Here is an 18,879-nt window from a genome sequence, read left to right on the forward strand (position 1 = left end):
ATATGTAGATTTTAGGGTTAATTCAGAGTTTTTAAATAAGTTGTAAGCTCCTTCCGTTCAGAATCAGACAATATTGCATCTCTGTGAATCAGTGTATAAGAAGGGATAGGCATTTTTTCTTGCTCAATTTGTTTCATCATACTTTCCAATTTCATCTTTTTCATCCGCCTAGATAGACTACCAAATTCTGAGAAATTTAACTCTGCCATTCCCTCTCGGATATGCTTATCTAATAGCCAGCCTGCTGGCTGAAAATTACTGTACCAAGGGTAGTTGATCTGTTCACTATGACAGTTGTAGCACGATGTTTTAAGCATCTTTCCTATCTGGACTGGGGTATTATTGAGAATCAGAAAGTCATCGGGGCCTGCAGGTATGTTTGGATTGTGGTTGGTGGGAATGAATTGAATTCCCACCAATACAATTATGAGTATAAACAAGGAAACCCAGATTGCCTTTTTCACCCGACGTCAATTACTTTTTTAACAGAACCACAGGTTTGCATCTTTCCAGCGAACAAAGGATTAACAATTTCTTCTGAATCACTCAGCCACATACCTCCCTCATTATTATTGTACATTGGGCAGTATTGCTCATAAAGTTTTCTGTCCGAACCTACAATGGCCAGTAGATCTTCAAAATCCTTACCCATGGCCTGAAAATGTTCAATCTGATGATCCATTTCACTTTTAGCAATGTGTTCGCTGTGTTCTTGAATAACTTCAAGAATTTCATTCACAGTTGTTTTATTATCAGTAGATACCTGATCGAAAGAGATCGTTTTGGCATTTTCAGCAAGTTTGGAGGCTGCTTTGGCAGCATCCTCTTTGTTGTTGGCACTTAGAGCTTTCTTAATTTCCAAGTATTCGTTAATAAGTTCTGTTTTAGAAGCAGTTCCGGCCATGGTCATTTCTTGATCCATATTTTCCATAGTTTCAGACATAGCCTCATGGTCATGTTCTTCTGATCCTTCAGCGTGGTCATCTAGTTTTTTCTCTCCACAGGCGATAAGGGAAATTGCCAGTCCGGCAATGAGTGCCAGCGATAAAATTGATTTTTGAGTTTTCATAATTTTGAATTTTAAATTGGTTACTTAATTGATTTAGTTGCTCACAGGGAATTATAAGTAAAGCACGTTTATTTAGGATTTAATTTGTCTTTTTAAGAATTGTGCGTTAAGTGCTACGATCACAGTACTGAGGCTCATCAAAGCTGCACCGATTGCAGGGCTAAGAATAATTCCTACACCTGCTAATACTCCTGCAGCCAGAGGTACTGCCACGATATTGTAGCCTGCCGCCCACCAGATATTCTGCATCATTTTTCTGTAAGTGGCCGTCCCGAAAAGGATTAAATTGGCAATATCTTTTGGATTACTATTGACCAAAATGATATCGGCAGTTTCAGCAGCAACGTCAGTTCCTGAGCCCACTGCGATTCCCACATCTGCCTGAGCCAAAGCAGGTGCATCATTCACTCCATCCCCCGTCATTGCGACGAATTCACCTTTCCCTTGTAATTCTTTGATTATCTTCTGCTTGTCTTCTGGCATTACTTCAGAATAATAGCCGTCCAGCCCGAGTGTTTCACTTACAGCCTTTGCAACTATTTCATTGTCCCCTGTTGCCATAAGAACTTTTATCCCTTGCTTTTTGAGGGTATCTATTGCCTCATTGGATTCCTCTCGAATTTCATCTGCCAATGCGATGAAGCCGATTAGTTTTTCATCCGAAAGAACAAAAACCACAGTTTCGTCTTCTGTTTTAAAAGCTCCTTCTGGTTGTTCGATTCCTTTTTGTTTTAATCCTCCAGGGCTTAAAATGCTGATTTCTTTTTCATTGAGATTAGCTTCTATACCCATTCCAGTGATATTCTGGAAGTTTTCTGCCTTGTCAAGTTTCAGATCTAGTTCTTTGGATTTCCTAACTATTCCAGCAGCTATAGGATGCTCAGAATTATTTTCAAGAGCAGCTGCGATGGCAAGTAATTCTTGATCGTCAGTTTCTACATTTACACTTTTGAATCGAGTCACTCCAAATTCCCCCTTTGTCAAGGTTCCAGTCTTATCAAATATGATGGTGGTCAGTTTTCTAGAGTTTTCAAAAGCTGTCCTGTTTCGAATCAATAAGCCATGCTTGGCCGAAACTGATGTAGAAATCGCGACCACTAATGGTACCGCCAATCCCAGTGCGTGGGGACAGGAGATAATCATGACCGTTACCATTCGCTCCAGCGCATAGTTGAAATCTTTGCCTAAGCTTAGCCAGACCACCAAGGTGATAATCCCTGCTGCCAAAGCGATGTAAAACAACCAGCCTGCTGCCTTGTCAGCCAGATTTTGAGTGTTAGACTTAGTTTTCTGTGCTTCTGTCACCAATCCGATTACTTTGGACAAATAGGAGTCTTCACCGGTGTGCTTCACCTTGATTTTCAGTGCACCGTTGTCGTTGACTGACCCACCAATCACCTCATCGTCTTTTTGTTTTGATACTGGTTTGGATTCCCCGGTAAGCATGGATTCATTTACATGACTATTTCCTTCGAGAACCTGTCCATCAGCTGGAATTTTCTCTCCAGGCCTCACCAGAATGGTGTCTCCAGACTTTAGCTCTGCAATTGGTACATCTTCGGATTCTCCATTTTCCTTAATTCTCCTTGCTTCGGAGGGCATCATCTTAGCCAGCTCCTGTAGGGCATTGGATGCACCCATTACGGACTTCATTTCTATCCAGTGGCCTAGTAGCATGATGTCAATTAAACTGACCAACTCCCAGAAAAACATCTTTCCAGTTAAGCCAAATACCACAGCTGAGCTATAGAAATAGGCTACTGAAATGGCCAGAGCAATCAAAGTCATCATGCCTGGTTTCTTATTTTTCAATTCACCCACCATTCCCTTTAAGAAAGGCCAGCCACCGTAAAAGAAGACTAGTGAGGAGAGCACAAACTGTAAATACCGATCGCCTTCGAATGTAAATTCATAACCCAAGAGTCCTTGGATCATTGGTGCTAAGACTACAATTGGTAAGGTGATCACCAGTGAAATCCAGAACCGCTTTTTGAAATCTTCGATCATATGCATATGATGCATGCTATGATCATGGCCTTCCATTCCTTTCATTTCATGCTTTCCCTTTTTGGGAGAGGCATGTTGCGTACTGCTGTGATGTGAATGATCCATAGTGTAGCTCTTTTAGTTTTAATTGAATGCTTAAAATCTGACAGTTAAGCCCCCACCAGCACCGAAACGGTTATCATAAAGTCCCATCAATGAGAAATTTCTGGAAAGGATATAGCTAGCTCCGGCAGACCAGGTAGTTTCTCCCTTATAATTGGAGTTTTCTCCGGATTCAGGAAGGGTATCTGTCCACCCAAAATCCATTTGATATTCATAATTTGCGAAGATGGTGGTGCGAGGAAAGACCATTATCTCTCTGCTTATCCGGAATTCTGGTCTCAGCTTACTGTCCATTCTTACATCCAGATTGAATAGGTATGGAGTTAGAAATCGAATACCGACTACGGCCGTAGTGCTGATTTCATCCAAACTCTCCTCTATCTCATTTTCCATATTTACCCCGGCAAAGACTCTGAAATAATCGTACAAGTACCTCTCATAACTTACTTCTGCCTCAAAATTCTGGTTATACCCATACTCTAAGTTCAGGTTCAGTTGATTTCTGATATTGGATGACATCAGGTTCAGTCCGAGCATTTGAGAAGAAACTTCTGCCGTCCCCCAATTAAATAGACCGTCTGTTTCATGGAGGAGTTTTTTCAAAGGAAAGCCTTTCAATCTTGGATCACGTGGGGTGTCATAAGAGAACACTCGTGCCATACCACCCATCATGTGATAGAGGACATGACAATGGAAAAACCAATCACCTTCCTCAGTCCCTTCAAATTCTATCGTGATCTTTTGCATTGGAGGTACATTCACGGTATGCTTTAGCGGCGAATATTCTCCTTTATCATTGATTACCCGGAAGAAATGCCCGTGTAAGTGCATGGGATGATGCATCATCGTAAGATTATTTAATGTAATTCGAGTCACTTTTCCACTTTCGATCTTGATCTTGTCAGCTTCAGCCAATGGCACTCCATTCATACTCCAAATGTATCTCCACATATTCCCGGTAAGATTCAGCAGAACTTCATTGACAGGTTCGTCGGTAGGAAAGCTGGTCTTCTCAGGGGACTTGAGGTAGTTATAATTGTACTCAGCAAACATGTCCATGCCAGGCATTTTGTCCATAGTTGCTCCCATGTCCATCTTGCCTTTCATTTCCATGGATTTGTCCATTGACTCGTCGTGGTTCATTTTGGAATGATCCATGCTTTTCGTAGAAGGTTTACTAGTAGAATCAGTGCGATTTTTCTTGTCCATCATTTGGGAATGATCCGTGCCCATGTCTGTGGAATTCATTTTTGAATGATCCATTTCACCCATATTCATTTCATCACCCATCTGCATTCCCCACTTGTCCATCATTTCTTTGGGATCCTCCTCAGATGGCTTAAATTTCATAGCAGGAGCACCCATTTTCATGTCCATTTTCGCCATTTTCATCATCATATCTATTTTATCGGGTCGGGGAACATCAGGAGCAGAAATAATATCTCCCTTTCCTAAGAAGGTGGAAGTTTGTCCAGAACCATCTTGCACAGTAGCACGGATTTCCAATTTGCCCTGCTGTGGGATCGTAACTATAAAATCATAGGTTTCTGCTATAGCGATAAAAGTTTTATTGTGAGCGATAGGCACCACGTCCAGGCCATCGGCTGAGACAAGTAATGGATCCTTACCTCCGAAAGTCAGCCAGAACTGAGAGGAAGCTGAACCATTGATGAAACGCACACGCACTTTTTCTCCAGGGCTAAAATCTGGATATTCAGTAGTGGTTTCCCCATTATTCAAGAATGCATTGTAATAGATATCTGCGATATCCGCACTTTCCATTCGTTGTTTCCAAAAATTAAGCTGGGCACCAAATCCGCCTCGACTAATCACCTGATTCAAAGGAGTTGCAGTTCCTTTTTTGATATTGTACCATTCGTTACCGCGCTTGAGATTCCGTAATACGTTTTGGGGTTTTTGATTAGTCCAATCAGAAAGAACAATCACTAATTCTGAATCATAGGATAATGTTTCCTCCTTAGGTTCAATCACAATAGAACCATACACTCCACTTTGTTCCTGGAGCATGGTATGGGAATGATACCAATAGGTGCCAGCTTGTTTCAGTGGGAACTCATATTTCTGAGTTTCACCCGGCTTGATGGGGGGTGTTGTCAAATAGGGTACTCCATCGAAGAAATTTGGCAATAAGATGCCATGCCAATGCACAGAAGTCTCTTCGTCCATTTCATTCTTGACATAGATTACAGCATAGCCTCCTTCTTTAAATCGCAGAGTTGGCCCGGGAATTCCATCATTTATCGTCATTGCAGCGACAGGCTTTCCAGTCTTCGAGACCATTGCTTGCTTTAAAGTAAGTGTGTAGGTCGAAGTATCCGTCGGTATCGCTTGGGAATAACCAGTCGCCATGGTTACAACCATAAGGGAAAGCCATGTGATTAGATGAGGTAATTGGTTTAGCTTTATCATGTCTAATTACTTTTTAGCCTCCAGTCTTTTGATCATATCCTGCATCTGGGCTATTTCCCGCTTCTGAGCTTCAATTATGTCTTGCGCCAGTTTTTGTGCTTCCGGGTCTTTAAGGTTGGCTTTCTGACTCACCATGATTGCAGAAGAGTGATGTGGGATCATTGCTTTCATCCATTGCACATCAGCAATCAAAGTCTGATTTCTAAGCATGGTCAGTGTGCCTACAAAAATTATCGCAGCACTCACTAGGATGATGTAATTGGCTTTTTTGTTTTCGTACATTCCCCACATAAATAGTATCATAGAGATGGCCATGGGCGCCACCATCAGAATAGTCATGTAGGTTCTAGTTGTACTGAGCATCACATGCTCGAACAGATCTGCATTCAAAAACATGACTGCGTACATAATGACGAATGAAACGGCCATCATTGCTGCGAATTTTACATAGCTTTTGCTTTTCATAATTAGTAGGTTTTAGCGGTTAGATAATTGATTTGTGCCAGGGAAGACTTGTAAGTCACCATGGCTTTTAATTTCATTTTTTGGAATTCGAGTAATTGCTGCTGGATTCTCAAAACCTCCTCAAAATCCCTCCCTGAATTGCTATAGGAATTGTACAGCAAGTCCAAGGTCTGTTCGGTGGTTTTGATTTGTCTGTCATAGAGGAGGAGCAAATCATCTTGTATCTTCATATCAAAGGAGTAGCGGTAATAAGACCCGTATAGCCTATTGGTAAGCTCCTCTTTTTCCAGTGAATAGGATTCCTGCATCAGCTGAGCTTCTTTTTGGGCCCCTTTGTATTTTCCACGGAAAATGGGAAGACTCATTGTCACCATAGGCATGAGTACATTTTTGCCATTGTCAGCGATTACCATATCCTCTCGCTCGCCCACAAGTACATAGTCCAAACCTGCACCTAACTTGGGCATTCCTTGTTTTTGGGCTACACGCTCATTTGCCTCGCTTGCCTGAATTTTCAAATCCAGACTTTCCAGCATTGGATTGGACTGGATAGAATCAGGAAGAATCATTCGATCCTGTGCTGTAATAATTAGCCCTTCACTTATAGGTACTTCGCTGTCATGTGGTCTAGAAAGCAGTGAGTTGAACCAGGAGTTGGTAGATTGAATTTTCTTATGAAGAACCTCCAAATTTGTTTCTGAAGTTTGAATCATAATATCCACCCGTAGTGCATCGGCTAGACTCCCTTGGCCGTTTTCAAATTTGGAAGTAGCCAGAATATAATAGGTGCGAAGAATTCTTAGATTCTCTTCCTCTAGGGCTATTAACTCATGAGATTCTTGCAGTGGGAAATACACCGCAGCCAATTGACTGTATAATTGATTTTTAGCATCTAGAAATTCTTGGTATTTCGCTTCAGCCATCAATGCAGCTACATCTTCTTGTGCACGTAAGCTGCCAAACCAAGGGAACATTTGTGTCAATGAAAATCTTGCTTTTTGGGGTCCAACACGAGTCTCTACAGGAGAAAGAAAATAGCCAAAAGATAAAGTGGGGTCCTGTAGTGATCCAACCTGTGGGATTTTTTCCATGGCAGCTTCAAATGCTTTGTATTTAGCCTGAAGCCCTGGATTGTTTTCGGCGGCCACTAGAAAATAGTCTTCTAAGCTTTGCGAAGCAGCTGAGAAACTCATCCCCAGGAGCAAAAGAAAGGAAAGTGTGAAAGTTCTCATTTTCAGCTTTTTTTAAGTTTTCGTTCTTCTCGAATGGAGTAAAGAACTGGTACAATAAAGTAGGTGATAGCCGCTACGATCATTCCTCCAAAGGCTGGAATAGCCATAGGAATCATGATGTCCGATCCCCTTCCAGAAGAGGTTAAAATCGGAAGCAATGCAATGATTGTGGTAGCTGAAGTCATCACGGCGGGCTTGATTCTTCGCTGACCAGCTTCCACAATAGCCATTCGTATTCCTTGTGGAGTATCAGTTTTATTTCGTTCAAAACTTTGATCCAGATATGTGGCCATTAACACTCCATCATCAGTGGCAATACCAAATAGTGCAATGAATCCCACCCAGACTGCTACACTTAGATTGATCTGGTGAACTTGGAACAGGTCTCGCATATTGGTACCGAAGAGATCAAAATCAGCAAACCATCCTTGTCCATAAAACCAAAGTGTGATAAATGCACCACTGAATGCCATGGCTATTCCAGTGAATACCATCAGGGAAGTAGTGACTGATTTGAATTGGAAATACAGAATCAAAAAGATAATAGCCAATACTGCCGGAACGATGATACTCAGCCGTTTCTCAGCACGAACCTGATTTTCATAGCTACCAGAAAACTTGTAGGTGATTCCTGCGGGCACATCCAGCTCCCCTGAATCAATTTTGCTTTGGATCAACTGTCGTGCATCTTCAACCACAGTCACCTCAGAATCCCCGTCTCTTTTGTCAAAAAGCACATAACCGACCAAGAAAGTCTCCTCGCTTTTGATGGCTTGAGGGCCACGTTTGTACTCAAAATCCACGAGTTGCCCTAAAGGGATTTGAGCTCCGGTAGGAGTTGGAACAAAGATCTTAGCCAAACTTTCAGGGTCATCGCGCAATTCTCTTGGATAGCGAACACGCACAGGAAAACGCTCTCTGCCTTCTACTGTAGTGGTTATGTTCATGCCACCAATAGCCGTTTCTATAGTTTGCTGCACATTTTCTATCGTCAGTCCAAATCGCGCTATTTTTTCTCGGTTGATATTTAGATGCAGATAAGGTTTTCCCACGATTCTATCTGCGAAAACTGCTTCCTCTTTGACTGATGGAACTTGCTTCAGGATGTTTTCCAGTTGAATACCAAAGTCCTCTATAGTCTGTAGATCAGGCCCATATACTTTAATACCCATTGGTGCTCGCATACCTGTTTGGAGCATGACCAATCTGGTTTCTATCGGTTGTAATTTAGGAGCGGAAGTGATTCCCGGTATTTTGGTAACTGCGATGATTTCTTTCCATATATCATCTGGAGATTTGATGTGTTCCCGCCAGTTTCGGAAATACATGCCTTCCTCGTCAGGAATTAAGTTTTTGGCAGGCTTATTTTGTGCGATTGCATCTTGGTTGTAAAGGGTATCTCCCGTGGAAAAAATGAATCGGTCTTCCTTGTCAGTTTTAAACCGCTGTTTATGGCCCTTTGCATTGAGAAGATATTCTGGTTTATAATTAATGATATTCTCATACATAGAGATCGGTGCCGGATCCAAAGCTGATTCAGCTCTACCAAGTTTTCCGACCGTGAGATCTACTTCAGGAATATTGGTCAGCAGCATATCCAGTTGGCCGATGATTTTTCTGTTATAAGCAATGCCGGAATGCGGCATGGCGGTTGGCATCAGCAGGAAGCTACCTTCATTCAGGGAAGGCATAAATTCCTTTTGCATACCTGGGAAAGTATGCGTTAGACTAGACCAAGGCTTACTGGATTGAATATCCCAGCCAACCAGATTGGTGGTCTTTGGGATTAATCCAAAAGTGGTATTAAACCCAAGCCAAACCGTAGCTCCAAAGAGAATCAAGACTGCCGGTATAGTCAGGAAGATTGCTTTGTGATCCAGGCACCAGGTTAATACACGTTTGTAATTGTTTTCCAAAAGGGTGAATGCCCCCAATATCAAACTCACTAGAATGGCGACGAACAAGACATTGGAGAATAGAGAACGTGAAGCACCAAGTGGCAACCAATACGTCGCTAATAACCAAACCACACCACCTATTGCCAGAATAATTTCAAGTTGGTTATAAATAGGGCGTATGCGCTTTGGGATTTCTATAGACTCTTTCTCTACATAGAATTTGGCGAAGGAAATAATGCCAAATAGTAACAAAATAATTCCTGCCCAAGTGTAGCCGTAAATCAGTGCGCCTACTCCTAGAATTAGTAATAATCCATTTCCTAGAAGCTTATATCGCTGATTTTTGATTTTGAAACCAAAGAACACATGAGCCAACATTGGCAGAATAAACAAGGATACGATCAATGCTGCTATAAGTGCAAAAGTCTTGGTATAGGCTAAAGGTCCAAATAATTTCCCCTCGGCAGCCTCCATTGTGAAAACCGGAATAAAACTCACAATAGTGGTGGACACAGCGGTAAGGATTGCAGTGGCTACTTCTGATGATCCTTTGTAAATGGTCGTGACCAACTTCTGCTCTGGAGGAGCTTCATCGATGTGCTTGATAATGTTTTCTGAAAGGATTATCCCCAAATCCACCATCGTACCGATGGCGATAGCTATTCCAGAAAGAGCTACAATATTTGCATCTACCCCAAAATAGCGCATCGCTATAAAAACCATCAGAATTGCAATTGGTAATAAGCTTGAAATCAGAATAGATGCTCGCAGGTTATAGACCATCACAATCACAACCAGAATAGTAATCAGAATCTCCAAAGAAAGCGCCTCCTCCAAGGTGCCTAGGGTTTCCTGAATCAGTGTAGATCTATCGTAAAATGGAACAATGGTCAACTGGCTAATACGACCATCGGCTAAGGTCTTTTTTGGGAGGCCAGGAGCTATTTCTGTGATTTTCTCTTTCAGATTGTTGATGACCTGAAGAGGATTAGAGCCGTATCGCGCGACTACTACACCGCCGACTACCTCAGCTCCGTCTTTATCTAAAAGTCCTCTTCTGTTGGCTGGTCCTAGGCTTACCACGCCAATGTCTTTTATCCGGATCGGAACGTTTTGTTCCACGGCAACCACCGCCTCTTCTAAGTCCTCTACCTTTTTGATATAGCCCAAACCTCGCACTAAATATTCTGCTTGGTTGATTTCTATGGTTTTGGCACCTACGTCCCTATTGGATTGCTTAACTGCCTCCATGACTTTCATCAAGGGAATATTATAGGCTTTAAGCGCGTCGGGATTTACATCTACCTGATATTCCTGTACAAATCCACCGATTGAAGCCACTTCCGAAACGCCTTCCACGGCGTTTAAGCCATACTTAACAAAGAAGTCCTGAACAGTCCTTATCTCGTGAAGATCCCATCCTCCGGTCGGATTGCCTTGCTCATCTCTTCCTTCCAGTGTGTACCAATATACCTGGCCTAAAGCAGTGGCGTCAGGACCCAGTCCCGGCTGAACTGCCTCTGGAAGCAATCCTGCAGGTAATGAACTGAGTTTTTCCAGGATTCTTGATCTAGACCAATAGAATTCTGTGTCTTCATTGAAGATGATGTATATGCTGGAAAAGCCGAAAATAGAAGAGCTACGGATGGACTTTACTCCAGGAATTCCTAATAGATAGGTAGTAAGTGGGTAGGAGATTTGATCCTCAATATCCTGTGGAGATCTACCTGGCCATTGGGTGAAAACAATTTGTTGGTTTTCGCCAATGTCAGGAATGGCATCAACGGGGACAGGATCTGATGGAAGCGAACCTACTTTCCAACCGAAGGGAGCTGTCACAATTCCCCAAGCTATCAAAGCGATAAGCAAAAGAACTGTAACTAATTTGTTTTCAAGAAAATACTTGATAATTGAGTTAAGCATGAAATAATCCTAAGAAAATGGAATACTGGATAAACTTTGCTACAAGCAATTGAGCTTATGGAAAAAGACGGTCTGTAAGACCTAAGTTTACCTATCCGGATTAAATCAAGAAAGATTGAAAAAGAACAGTATAGTTCTTATCAATCGCAGGGGGAGATATAAATACGTTGGAATATTCAGTTGTAGGAACTGAATCTATTCCAAAAATGAATGTTTGTGTGAAAGCTGCTACAAAAATAACTTGTGCAGCGTCGAGGTTTATTACTTTAAGATTCTGATCACTGTCATTGTGAATGAGTTCAAAACTATTTTGGCAGCATTCATCAGCATTGCTTAAATCTCCTTGATCACTCGAAGGAGATTCCGATTGATGTTTCATTCCGCAATCCAAATTTTTTGCTGAAAGGCCAATTGCATTTAACATCTCAGATCCCATGCATATATGGCTGCTCTTCGCCAAACCAATGTTTGCGAAAAGAAGTAAGAATGCTAAAACTATGGAAAATGATTTCTTCACTATTACAATTATAGGCTTTTCACATGAGAATGAAAATAAATCCAATTGAATTCTAAAACACGTAATAATCCAGATAAGGTTACCGCTTATAAAAAAAGACAAAAAAAATTCCTCCCTTGCTCAGATTGGGTCGTAGCTATACCTCATCAATTGAATCTGGGATTAGCGATTTTGTGCAATAGCCTTGCACTACTTTATTTCATAGATTTGCAGAATATGAAACTGATAAGAAACAGATCTTTTATTGCTTTGCTCCTTTTGGGGATGCTATCGATGAATTTCGATCTATGTTGTCAGATTCAGAAAATCCCGTTTTTGCTTTCACATTTTGGAGAGCATAAAGTTTTGCATGACGACTCCGTATTTGAATTCGTAGTAGAAGATTATATTGATCATGGATCAAACAATACCAGCCATGATGAAGAAAGTCATGAAAATTTACCTTTTCATGGCAATCATACCTGTTCACACGCTCCCATCTATTTCTCTTCAATAAATGATTTTTCTGTAGTCCGGACTTTTAATGAGAAAGTAGAGCCAGAAACTTACTATACCTTTCTTTTTACTTCACCAGTTTTAGGTGAACTCTTTCAACCTCCTCGGAGCTAAATTTCCCGCTTTACACCATATTTACCCTTTTCGTTCAGCTCTTTTCACTAAACTGATTAGGTCTGTTGTGCGCGGTTTTTTCTAAGGGCCCCTGAGCCCATTTCCATTTTATTACATAAAAATTAATTCCTTATGCTGGATAATATAATCCGGTTTTCAGTTAAAAATAAACTGATTATCGGGCTACTTACCATAGGATTGGTCATTGTGGGAGTGTATTCACTCACCAAGCTTCCCATCGATGCAGTTCCTGATATTACCAATAATCAAGTACAGGTAATCACCACCTCTCCCTCACTGGCTGCTGAGGAGGTAGAGCGTTTAATTACCTTCCCCATTGAAATCACGATGGCCACAATTCCTGATATCGAAGAGATCCGAAGCTTTTCCCGTTTCGGGCTTTCTGTAGTTACTATCGTATTTGAGGAAAATGTGGATGTCTATTGGGCAAGACAACAGGTCAATGAACGAATGTCCGAAGTCAAAGAGCAGATTCCTCCGGATATTGGAGCTCCCGGGATGGCTCCTATCACTACAGGTCTTGGTGAGATTTATCAATACGTAGTCGGTGTAGAACCTGGCTATGAGGATAAGTACGATGCAAGAGAGCTCCGGACTATTCAGGATTGGATAGTAAGAAGACAGCTGCTTGGGACACCTGGTGTTGCAGATGTGAGCAGTTTCGGGGGATACCTCAAGCAATACGAAATAGCGATTGAACCTGATAGATTGAAATCTTTGAATGTCTCAATAGCTGATATTTTTAAGGCGCTTGAAGATAACAATGAAAATACCGGAGGTGCATACATTGAGAAAAACCTAACAGCCCTATTCATACGAAGTGAAGGCCTTGTTGGATCTTTTGAAGATATCAATAATATCCCAGTGCGAGTGAACGAAAACGGTATTCCCGTCCTGATAAAAGATGTAGCTAAAGTACAGCTAGGGAATGCTGTCCGCTATGGAGCGACTACCAGAAATGGTGAAGGTGAAGTAGTCAGTGCCATAGTAATGATGCTGAAAGGTGAAAATTCTGCAGAAGTCATTGATAATGTTAAAGCTAAAATTGATGAGATCAGAAAAACCCTTCCTGAGGGGGTTACCATTGAGCCTTTCCTAGACCGTTCCAAGCTGGTTAATAACGCAATAGGTACTGTGAGCAAGAACCTCATCGAAGGGGCACTGATCGTTATTTTTGTCCTTTTGCTGTTACTGGGCAATCTGAGGGCGGGTTTGATTGTGGCTTCAGTAATTCCTTTAGCCTTATTATTTGCTTTCACCCTGATGAATTTGTTTGGGGTTTCAGGAAACTTAATGAGTCTGGGTGCTATAGATTTCGGGCTGATTGTGGATGGGGCTGTTATCATTGTTGAGGCGACGATGCATCATCTTGGGTTAGTCAAAAAGGAAAGAAAACTGACACAGTTAGAGATGGACGATGAGGTATTTCTCTCGGCCAGCAAGATCCGAAATTCTGCCGCTTTTGGGGAGATCATCATCCTCATTGTTTACTTGCCCATCTTGGCATTAGTTGGCACAGAAGGAAAAATGTTCAGGCCTATGGCGCAGACAGTTGCCTTTGCTATATTGGGTGCTTTTATTCTGTCTCTTACCTATGTACCGATGATCTCAGCTCTTTTTCTGAGTAAAAAGCTGAGTAACAAGCCGAATATTTCTGACAAAATCATGAGTTTTTTCCATGGTTTTTATGATCCTTCTATCCGTTGGGCTATGCATCATAGAGGGGTTGTACTAAGTGTAGCACTGGTATTATTGGTGGTATCAGGTTGGGTTTTTTCAAGATTGGGAGGTGAGTTTATTCCTACCCTGGAAGAAGGGGATTTTGCAGTGGAAACCCGTGTGGTTACCGGTTCCTCCCTTCAGAATACCATTAAGGCAACCACCCAGGCTGAAAAGATACTTTTGGATCAGTTTCCTGAAGTAGTAGAGGTAGTCTCCAAAATAGGAGCTGGTGAAATTCCAACAGATCCAATGCCTGTAGAGGCAGCTGATATGATGATTATCCTAAAAGATAAAGGCGAATGGACATCTGCCACGAACCGGGAAGATCTGGCGAATGAAATGTCTGAAGCATTAGCTGTTTTGCCGGGAGTGAACTTTGGGTTTCAACAGCCAATACAAATGCGGTTCAATGAATTGATGTCCGGTGTCCGGCAAGATGTTGCCATAAAAATTTATGGGGAGGAATTAGACCAGCTTTCTCAATATGCCAATCAGATAGGTCAGATAGCCAGAGGAGTGGAAGGAGCAGAAGATATTTACATAGAGGAAGTGACAGGTGTGCCCCAGATTGTCATCGACTATAAACGGGCACAATTGGCAAAATATGGCTTAAGCATCAAAGAAGTAAACCGCTCGATCCAGGCAGCTTTTGCCGGGGCTTCCGCTGGGAAAGTTTACGAAGGCGAAAAGAGATTTGATTTAGTGATCAGACTTGACCAGACCAAAAGAAATGAACTGGAGGATGTCCGGAACCTATTTATAGCCCGGGCAAATGGGGATCAGATCCCGTTATATCAAGTTGCAGAAGTCTCCGTGAAAGAAGGACCTTACCAGATTCAGCGGGACGATACCCAGCGGAGAATTGTGGTGGCATTCAATGTGAGAAATAGGGATGTGGAAAGTATCGTCGACGAAATTGAAAGCAAAATAGCAAATGCTGTTACTTTTGAATCTGGTTATTTTGTGACGTTCGGTGGGCAGTTTGAGAATCTGATTGAAGCGAAAGAGCGGTTGGGGGTTGCGGTTCCACTGGCACTATTGCTGATCTTTGTATTGTTATTTTTCACCTTCGGGTCAATAAAGCAAAGTATTCTGATTTTTACTGCGATACCGCTTTCTGCCATTGGGGGAATTTTTGCTTTGACGTTGCGAGGGATGCCTTTTAGTATTTCAGCAGGAATAGGGTTTATCGCACTTTTCGGTGTAGCGGTACTCAATGGTATTGTGCTGATAGCTGAGTTTAACCATCTGAAAAAAGAAGGCATCACGGACGTATTTGAGCGGATCTATTCAGGTACACGCACCAGACTAAGACCCGTGATTATGACTGCTTCTGTAGCATCCTTAGGCTTTTTGCCTATGGCACTCTCTTCTTCAAGTGGGGCTGAGGTTCAAAAACCATTGGCTACGGTAGTCATCGGTGGGCTAATCACTGCCACAATTCTGACTTTGGTGGTACTGCCTGTTTTGTATTATTATTTTGAAAAAGGATTCAGAATACCCACCCGAAAAGTAGGATTGCTCGCCATCACGTTTCTGGCTGTTATAAGTATCCCGACTTTTGCTCAGGAAACTCAAAAAATTTCTTCCTTAGATCAGGCAATAGAACTGGCGCTTGAAAATAATCCCAACGTAAAAGCAGAAGCACTAAGGCTGGAGCAGCAGCGGGCTTTAAAGGGGGCTAGCTGGAATATTGGCAAAACTGCTGTGGATATGGAGTATGGTCAGACTAACAGTGCATTTACCAACGATTCCCGCTTTTCAGTTTCACAAACCTTTGAATTTCCGACTACTTATAGCAGACAAAATGGACTGGCTGAGGCCAAAGTAACTTCAGGTGAATTGGCCGTTGAAATGAGTAAAAATGAACTCATCAGAGCTGTAAAGTCAACTTGGTATGCGTTATGGGCAGCAAAGGAAAAGGGAAATCTGCTCCTTAGACAGGATAGTATTTATTCCCGGTTTGCATCAGCTGCCACCTTACGCTTTGAGGCAGGGGAAACCAACCTGCTTGAAAAGGCAACTGCCGAAGCGCAGGTGGCTGAAATTGAAGCATTATTGGCACAGAATCAGGCAGATGTTGAGATCAACTTGAGAAGGCTGAAAATGCTTTTAAACTCAGATGCTGCTATCGAACCTAATTTGGGTAAGCTTGAGCAAAAGCTTTCTGAGGTGTCCTTAACTTCATTAAGCGTGGATAGTAATCCTACACTAAGCTGGGTTCAGCAGCAGATTGCAGTTGCAGAAAAGGAAAAGTCGGTCGAAAAATCACGGTTGATGCCTGATATTAAACTGGGGTATTTCAATCAATCTTTTAACGGTCCAGGCGAAACTATGGCAGGTGATCCCAAATTCTTCACTTCCAAAGATCGTTTCGATGGTTTTCAGGTGGGGCTGGCAATACCGATTTTCAGCCTTAAATCGCAATCCGCAACCATAAAGTCCAAATCCATAAGGATAGCTGAAGCAGAACAGAAGGAAGCGGCATTTACCAACGAGCTAGAAAATCACTTGGCCACTTTACTTCTGGATTACGAAAAATACCAGACAAGTTTGGCTTTTTATGAAGCCAATGCTCTGCCCCAGGCCGAACTCATTCTAAATCAATCTCAAAGGGGCTTCCAAAGCGGTGCAATCGGTTATGTGGAATATACTCAAGGGTTAAACAGAAGTTTATCAGTAAGTTTTGATTATCTGGATTTGCTCGACAAATCCAATCAGACACTTATTCAGATTGAATTCATATTTGGTATCAATTAAAATGAAAAATATGAAATCGAGCATGACTAAAAAGTCACATAGAAGAATGAGTTTAACCTTTCACGATTCCATAATACCATTTCTAAAAATCTTATAAAATGAAAAAATATATCATAAACAGCCTATTTGCCTTAACAATAGCAGGCTTTATAGCTTCCTGTAATTCAAAAGTTGAAAGTGTTGAAATTCAGGGAGAGCACGAAGAAAATGAATCCAGGGTAGAACTGTCTCAAGCGCAATTTGAGGTGACAGGGATCGAACTGGGTAAATTGGAATTCAAGGAAATTGGAAGTGAACTTATGGTGAATGGGATGATTGATGTCCCACCGCAAAATAACATTTCCATTACCATGCCTTATGGAGGTTTTGTAAAAAACACTACACTTCTTCCCGGTGATGTTGTGAAAAAAGGACAGCTGCTTGTATCCATTGAAAACCCTGATTTCATTCAATTTCAGCAGGACTATTTAGAGAGCCTGGCTAACAGTTCCTTTTTAAAATCTGAGTACGAGCGTCAGGAGAAATTGTATGGTGAACAAGTGGCCTCCGGAAAGACCTTTGAAGAATCAAGAAGTAATTTTCTGGCCAATGAAGCCAGGATAAAGACATCCAGGGCGAAATTAAAAATGATCGGATTTGATCCCGAGAAAGTGGAAACAGGAGAGATTAAATCCGTGGTAAACATCTATTCGCCTGTATCCGGATCGGTGCTGGATGTTTATACCAATATTGGCAAGTACGTCAGTCCGCAGGATGTAATCATGGATTTAACCAATTCAGATGATTTGCATGTGGAGCTTTCTGTCTATGAAAATGATATTCCTAAAATTAAAAAGGATCAACGCATCAAATTCAACATTGCCAATACGGATGAAGAATGGAGAGAGGCGCATGTGTTTTTGGTAGGTAAGGGAGTCAGAAAAGATAGATCTGTGACGGTTCATGGTCATTTTGACAGCAAGAATACTGATTTGCTCCCAGGAATGTATGTGACTGCCAAAATAGAAATCGCTACTGAAAAAGCGTTGGTAGCACCAGATGATGCTGTAGTACGTTTTGGTGAGAAGCATTTTATTTTTTCCTACTTGGGGGAGCGGGATGAAAATGGACAGCCGGCTTATGATTATGAGATGATAGAAGTAATGATGGGGAATAAAGAAGATGGGTTCACTCAGGTTACATTATTGGATTCCGCTCGAAGCTATGAGGAAATCAAGCTGGTGACACAAGGGGCTTTTACTCTGCTTTCAAAAGCTAAAAATAGCGAAGAAGAAGGTGGGCATCATTGACTAAAAATAACATAGTAATACAAATAATTGCTATTGGACTGAATTGAAAAACAAAAGGAATTATCAAACAAAATCTGGGATAATGTGCCCGGCATAGCCGGTGTTCTCTAATATTTAGCAGCTATTTTGAAAAGAAACTGAAAAATGACCGAAAAGGTCAACAAACACATATGCTCGAAGAAACTGAACGCATTCTACAAAAGAAAAAGCTCCGACCGACCGCTATGCGATTGTTGGTGCTTGAAGCTTTATTAGATCAGCAAACTGCTACAAGTCTTTCTGATCTGGAAAAATCATTTGAAAAGTCTGACAGGGTAACACTTTTCCGTACTCTGAAGACATTCCAGGAAAACGGACTGGTGCATGGCATAGACGATGGTACTGGGGTACCTAAATATGCCCTTTGTGAAGAAGGGTGCGAATGCGATATAAATAGAGATCTGCATGTCCATTTTCATTGCAGAATATGCAATGAGACCTTCTGTCTCCCAAACTATAAAATTCCGGAAATTGATTTACCGAAGGAATTCAGGTCTGAAGAAGCAAATCTGGTTGTAAAGGGTGTCTGTGGGAAATGTATATAGGTTATTCAGTTAACTATATTTATAAATAGATTGGAGGGTACCCTTTTGGAGTCAATACTAACAGGTACTGAATGAGCTTGAGAAATCAGTTGGAATGGCCACCTATGCCTACATATTAATTAAGAAGATGTTTACAGTAGAACAGTTGTAAAGGCTAAGCAAGGAGATTATTTTATTTATTGCTCTTTGCCCTGCCTTCCTAAACAGATCAGCGACATAGGTGCCTGATGTTAAAAACTATGCTGGAAATT

At 41.6% G+C, this 18,879-nt stretch carries 12 protein-coding genes; 4 read left to right on the plus strand and 8 right to left on the minus strand.

All coding sequences use genetic code 11. The features are described 5' to 3' along the window. Window positions 1-17 precede the first annotated feature (17 nt). The 8 genes from AS141_RS14825 to AS141_RS14860 form a co-directional block, all read right to left on the minus strand. A complete protein-coding gene (locus tag AS141_RS14825) occupies window positions 18-464 on the minus strand; it encodes a heme-binding domain-containing protein (RefSeq protein WP_232424929.1) in 447 nt (148 codons plus the stop codon). Further along, window positions 461-1,069 (minus strand): DUF3347 domain-containing protein, encoded by a 609-nt coding sequence (locus tag AS141_RS14830; protein WP_057938467.1) that lies wholly within the window; start codon window positions 1,067-1,069, stop codon window positions 461-463. The genes AS141_RS14825 and AS141_RS14830 overlap by 4 nt, the downstream gene beginning before the upstream one ends. A gap of 72 nt (window positions 1,070-1,141) precedes the next feature. Next, the gene (locus AS141_RS14835; RefSeq protein ID WP_082632306.1) at window positions 1,142-3,181 is read right to left on the minus strand and encodes a copper-translocating P-type ATPase; all 2,040 of its coding nucleotides are present in this window, start codon (window positions 3,179-3,181) and stop codon (window positions 1,142-1,144) included. A 30-nt stretch (window positions 3,182-3,211) separates the two neighbouring features. Further along, window positions 3,212-5,608 carry a multicopper oxidase domain-containing protein gene (locus AS141_RS14840; RefSeq protein WP_082632307.1) on the minus strand — a complete coding sequence of 799 codons (2,397 nt, stop codon included), beginning with the start codon at window positions 5,606-5,608 and terminating at the stop codon, window positions 3,212-3,214. A 6-nt stretch (window positions 5,609-5,614) separates the two neighbouring features. After that, window positions 5,615-6,073, minus strand: coding sequence for a DUF305 domain-containing protein (locus tag AS141_RS14845; RefSeq protein ID WP_057938468.1), 459 nt, complete (start codon window positions 6,071-6,073; stop codon window positions 5,615-5,617). Window positions 6,074-6,075: 2 nt separating this feature from the next. Beyond that, window positions 6,076-7,305 (minus strand): TolC family protein, encoded by a 1,230-nt coding sequence (locus tag AS141_RS14850; protein WP_087149425.1) that lies wholly within the window; start codon window positions 7,303-7,305, stop codon window positions 6,076-6,078. Between the two features lie 2 nt (window positions 7,306-7,307). After that, window positions 7,308-11,126 carry an efflux RND transporter permease subunit gene (locus AS141_RS14855; RefSeq protein ID WP_057938470.1) on the minus strand — a complete coding sequence of 1,273 codons (3,819 nt, stop codon included), beginning with the start codon at window positions 11,124-11,126 and terminating at the stop codon, window positions 7,308-7,310. 100 nt (window positions 11,127-11,226) lie between these two features. Next, on the minus strand, window positions 11,227-11,643 hold the full coding sequence (locus AS141_RS14860; protein WP_157243482.1) for an HYC_CC_PP family protein: 417 nt from the start codon (window positions 11,641-11,643) through the stop codon (window positions 11,227-11,229). Between the two features lie 216 nt (window positions 11,644-11,859). Here AS141_RS14860 and AS141_RS14865 point away from each other — a divergent pair, with 216 nt between their 5' ends. From AS141_RS14865 to AS141_RS14880, 4 genes are all read left to right on the plus strand, one after another. Continuing rightward, window positions 11,860-12,252 carry a hypothetical protein gene (locus AS141_RS14865; protein WP_139235858.1) on the plus strand — a complete coding sequence of 131 codons (393 nt, stop codon included), beginning with the start codon at window positions 11,860-11,862 and terminating at the stop codon, window positions 12,250-12,252. 132 nt (window positions 12,253-12,384) lie between these two features. Then, entirely contained in the window at window positions 12,385-16,755 is a 4,371-nt protein-coding gene (locus tag AS141_RS14870) for a CusA/CzcA family heavy metal efflux RND transporter (protein ID WP_057938473.1), read from the plus strand. Window positions 16,756-16,853: 98 nt separating this feature from the next. Further along, entirely contained in the window at window positions 16,854-18,044 is a 1,191-nt protein-coding gene (locus AS141_RS14875; RefSeq protein WP_057938474.1) for an efflux RND transporter periplasmic adaptor subunit, read from the plus strand. A gap of 170 nt (window positions 18,045-18,214) precedes the next feature. Then, entirely contained in the window at window positions 18,215-18,628 is a 414-nt protein-coding gene (locus AS141_RS14880) for a Fur family transcriptional regulator (protein WP_057938475.1), read from the plus strand. Window positions 18,629-18,879: the final 251 nt, after the last annotated feature.

Source organism: Algoriphagus resistens (assembly GCF_001442615.1).
Lineage (GTDB): Bacteria > Bacteroidota > Bacteroidia > Cytophagales > Cyclobacteriaceae > Algoriphagus > Algoriphagus resistens.

Bases quoted from the DNA above. Each gene is read 5' to 3' on its own strand.
- AS141_RS14880 (WP_057938475.1), top strand. From the start codon at position 18,215: ATGCTCGAAGAAACTGAACGCATTCTACAAAAGAAAAAGCTCCGACCG.
- AS141_RS14840 (WP_082632307.1), bottom strand. From the start codon at position 5,608: ATGATAAAGCTAAACCAATTACCTCATCTAATCACATGGCTTTCCCTT.
- AS141_RS14850 (WP_087149425.1), bottom strand. From the start codon at position 7,305: ATGAGAACTTTCACACTTTCCTTTCTTTTGCTCCTGGGGATGAGTTTC.
- AS141_RS14835 (WP_082632306.1), bottom strand. From the start codon at position 3,181: ATGGATCATTCACATCACAGCAGTACGCAACATGCCTCTCCCAAAAAG.
- AS141_RS14865 (WP_139235858.1), top strand. From the start codon at position 11,860: ATGAAACTGATAAGAAACAGATCTTTTATTGCTTTGCTCCTTTTGGGG.
- AS141_RS14830 (WP_057938467.1), bottom strand. From the start codon at position 1,069: ATGAAAACTCAAAAATCAATTTTATCGCTGGCACTCATTGCCGGACTG.
- AS141_RS14855 (WP_057938470.1), bottom strand. From the start codon at position 11,126: ATGCTTAACTCAATTATCAAGTATTTTCTTGAAAACAAATTAGTTACA.
- AS141_RS14875 (WP_057938474.1), top strand. From the start codon at position 16,854: ATGAAAAAATATATCATAAACAGCCTATTTGCCTTAACAATAGCAGGC.
- AS141_RS14845 (WP_057938468.1), bottom strand. From the start codon at position 6,073: ATGAAAAGCAAAAGCTATGTAAAATTCGCAGCAATGATGGCCGTTTCA.
- AS141_RS14870 (WP_057938473.1), top strand. From the start codon at position 12,385: ATGCTGGATAATATAATCCGGTTTTCAGTTAAAAATAAACTGATTATC.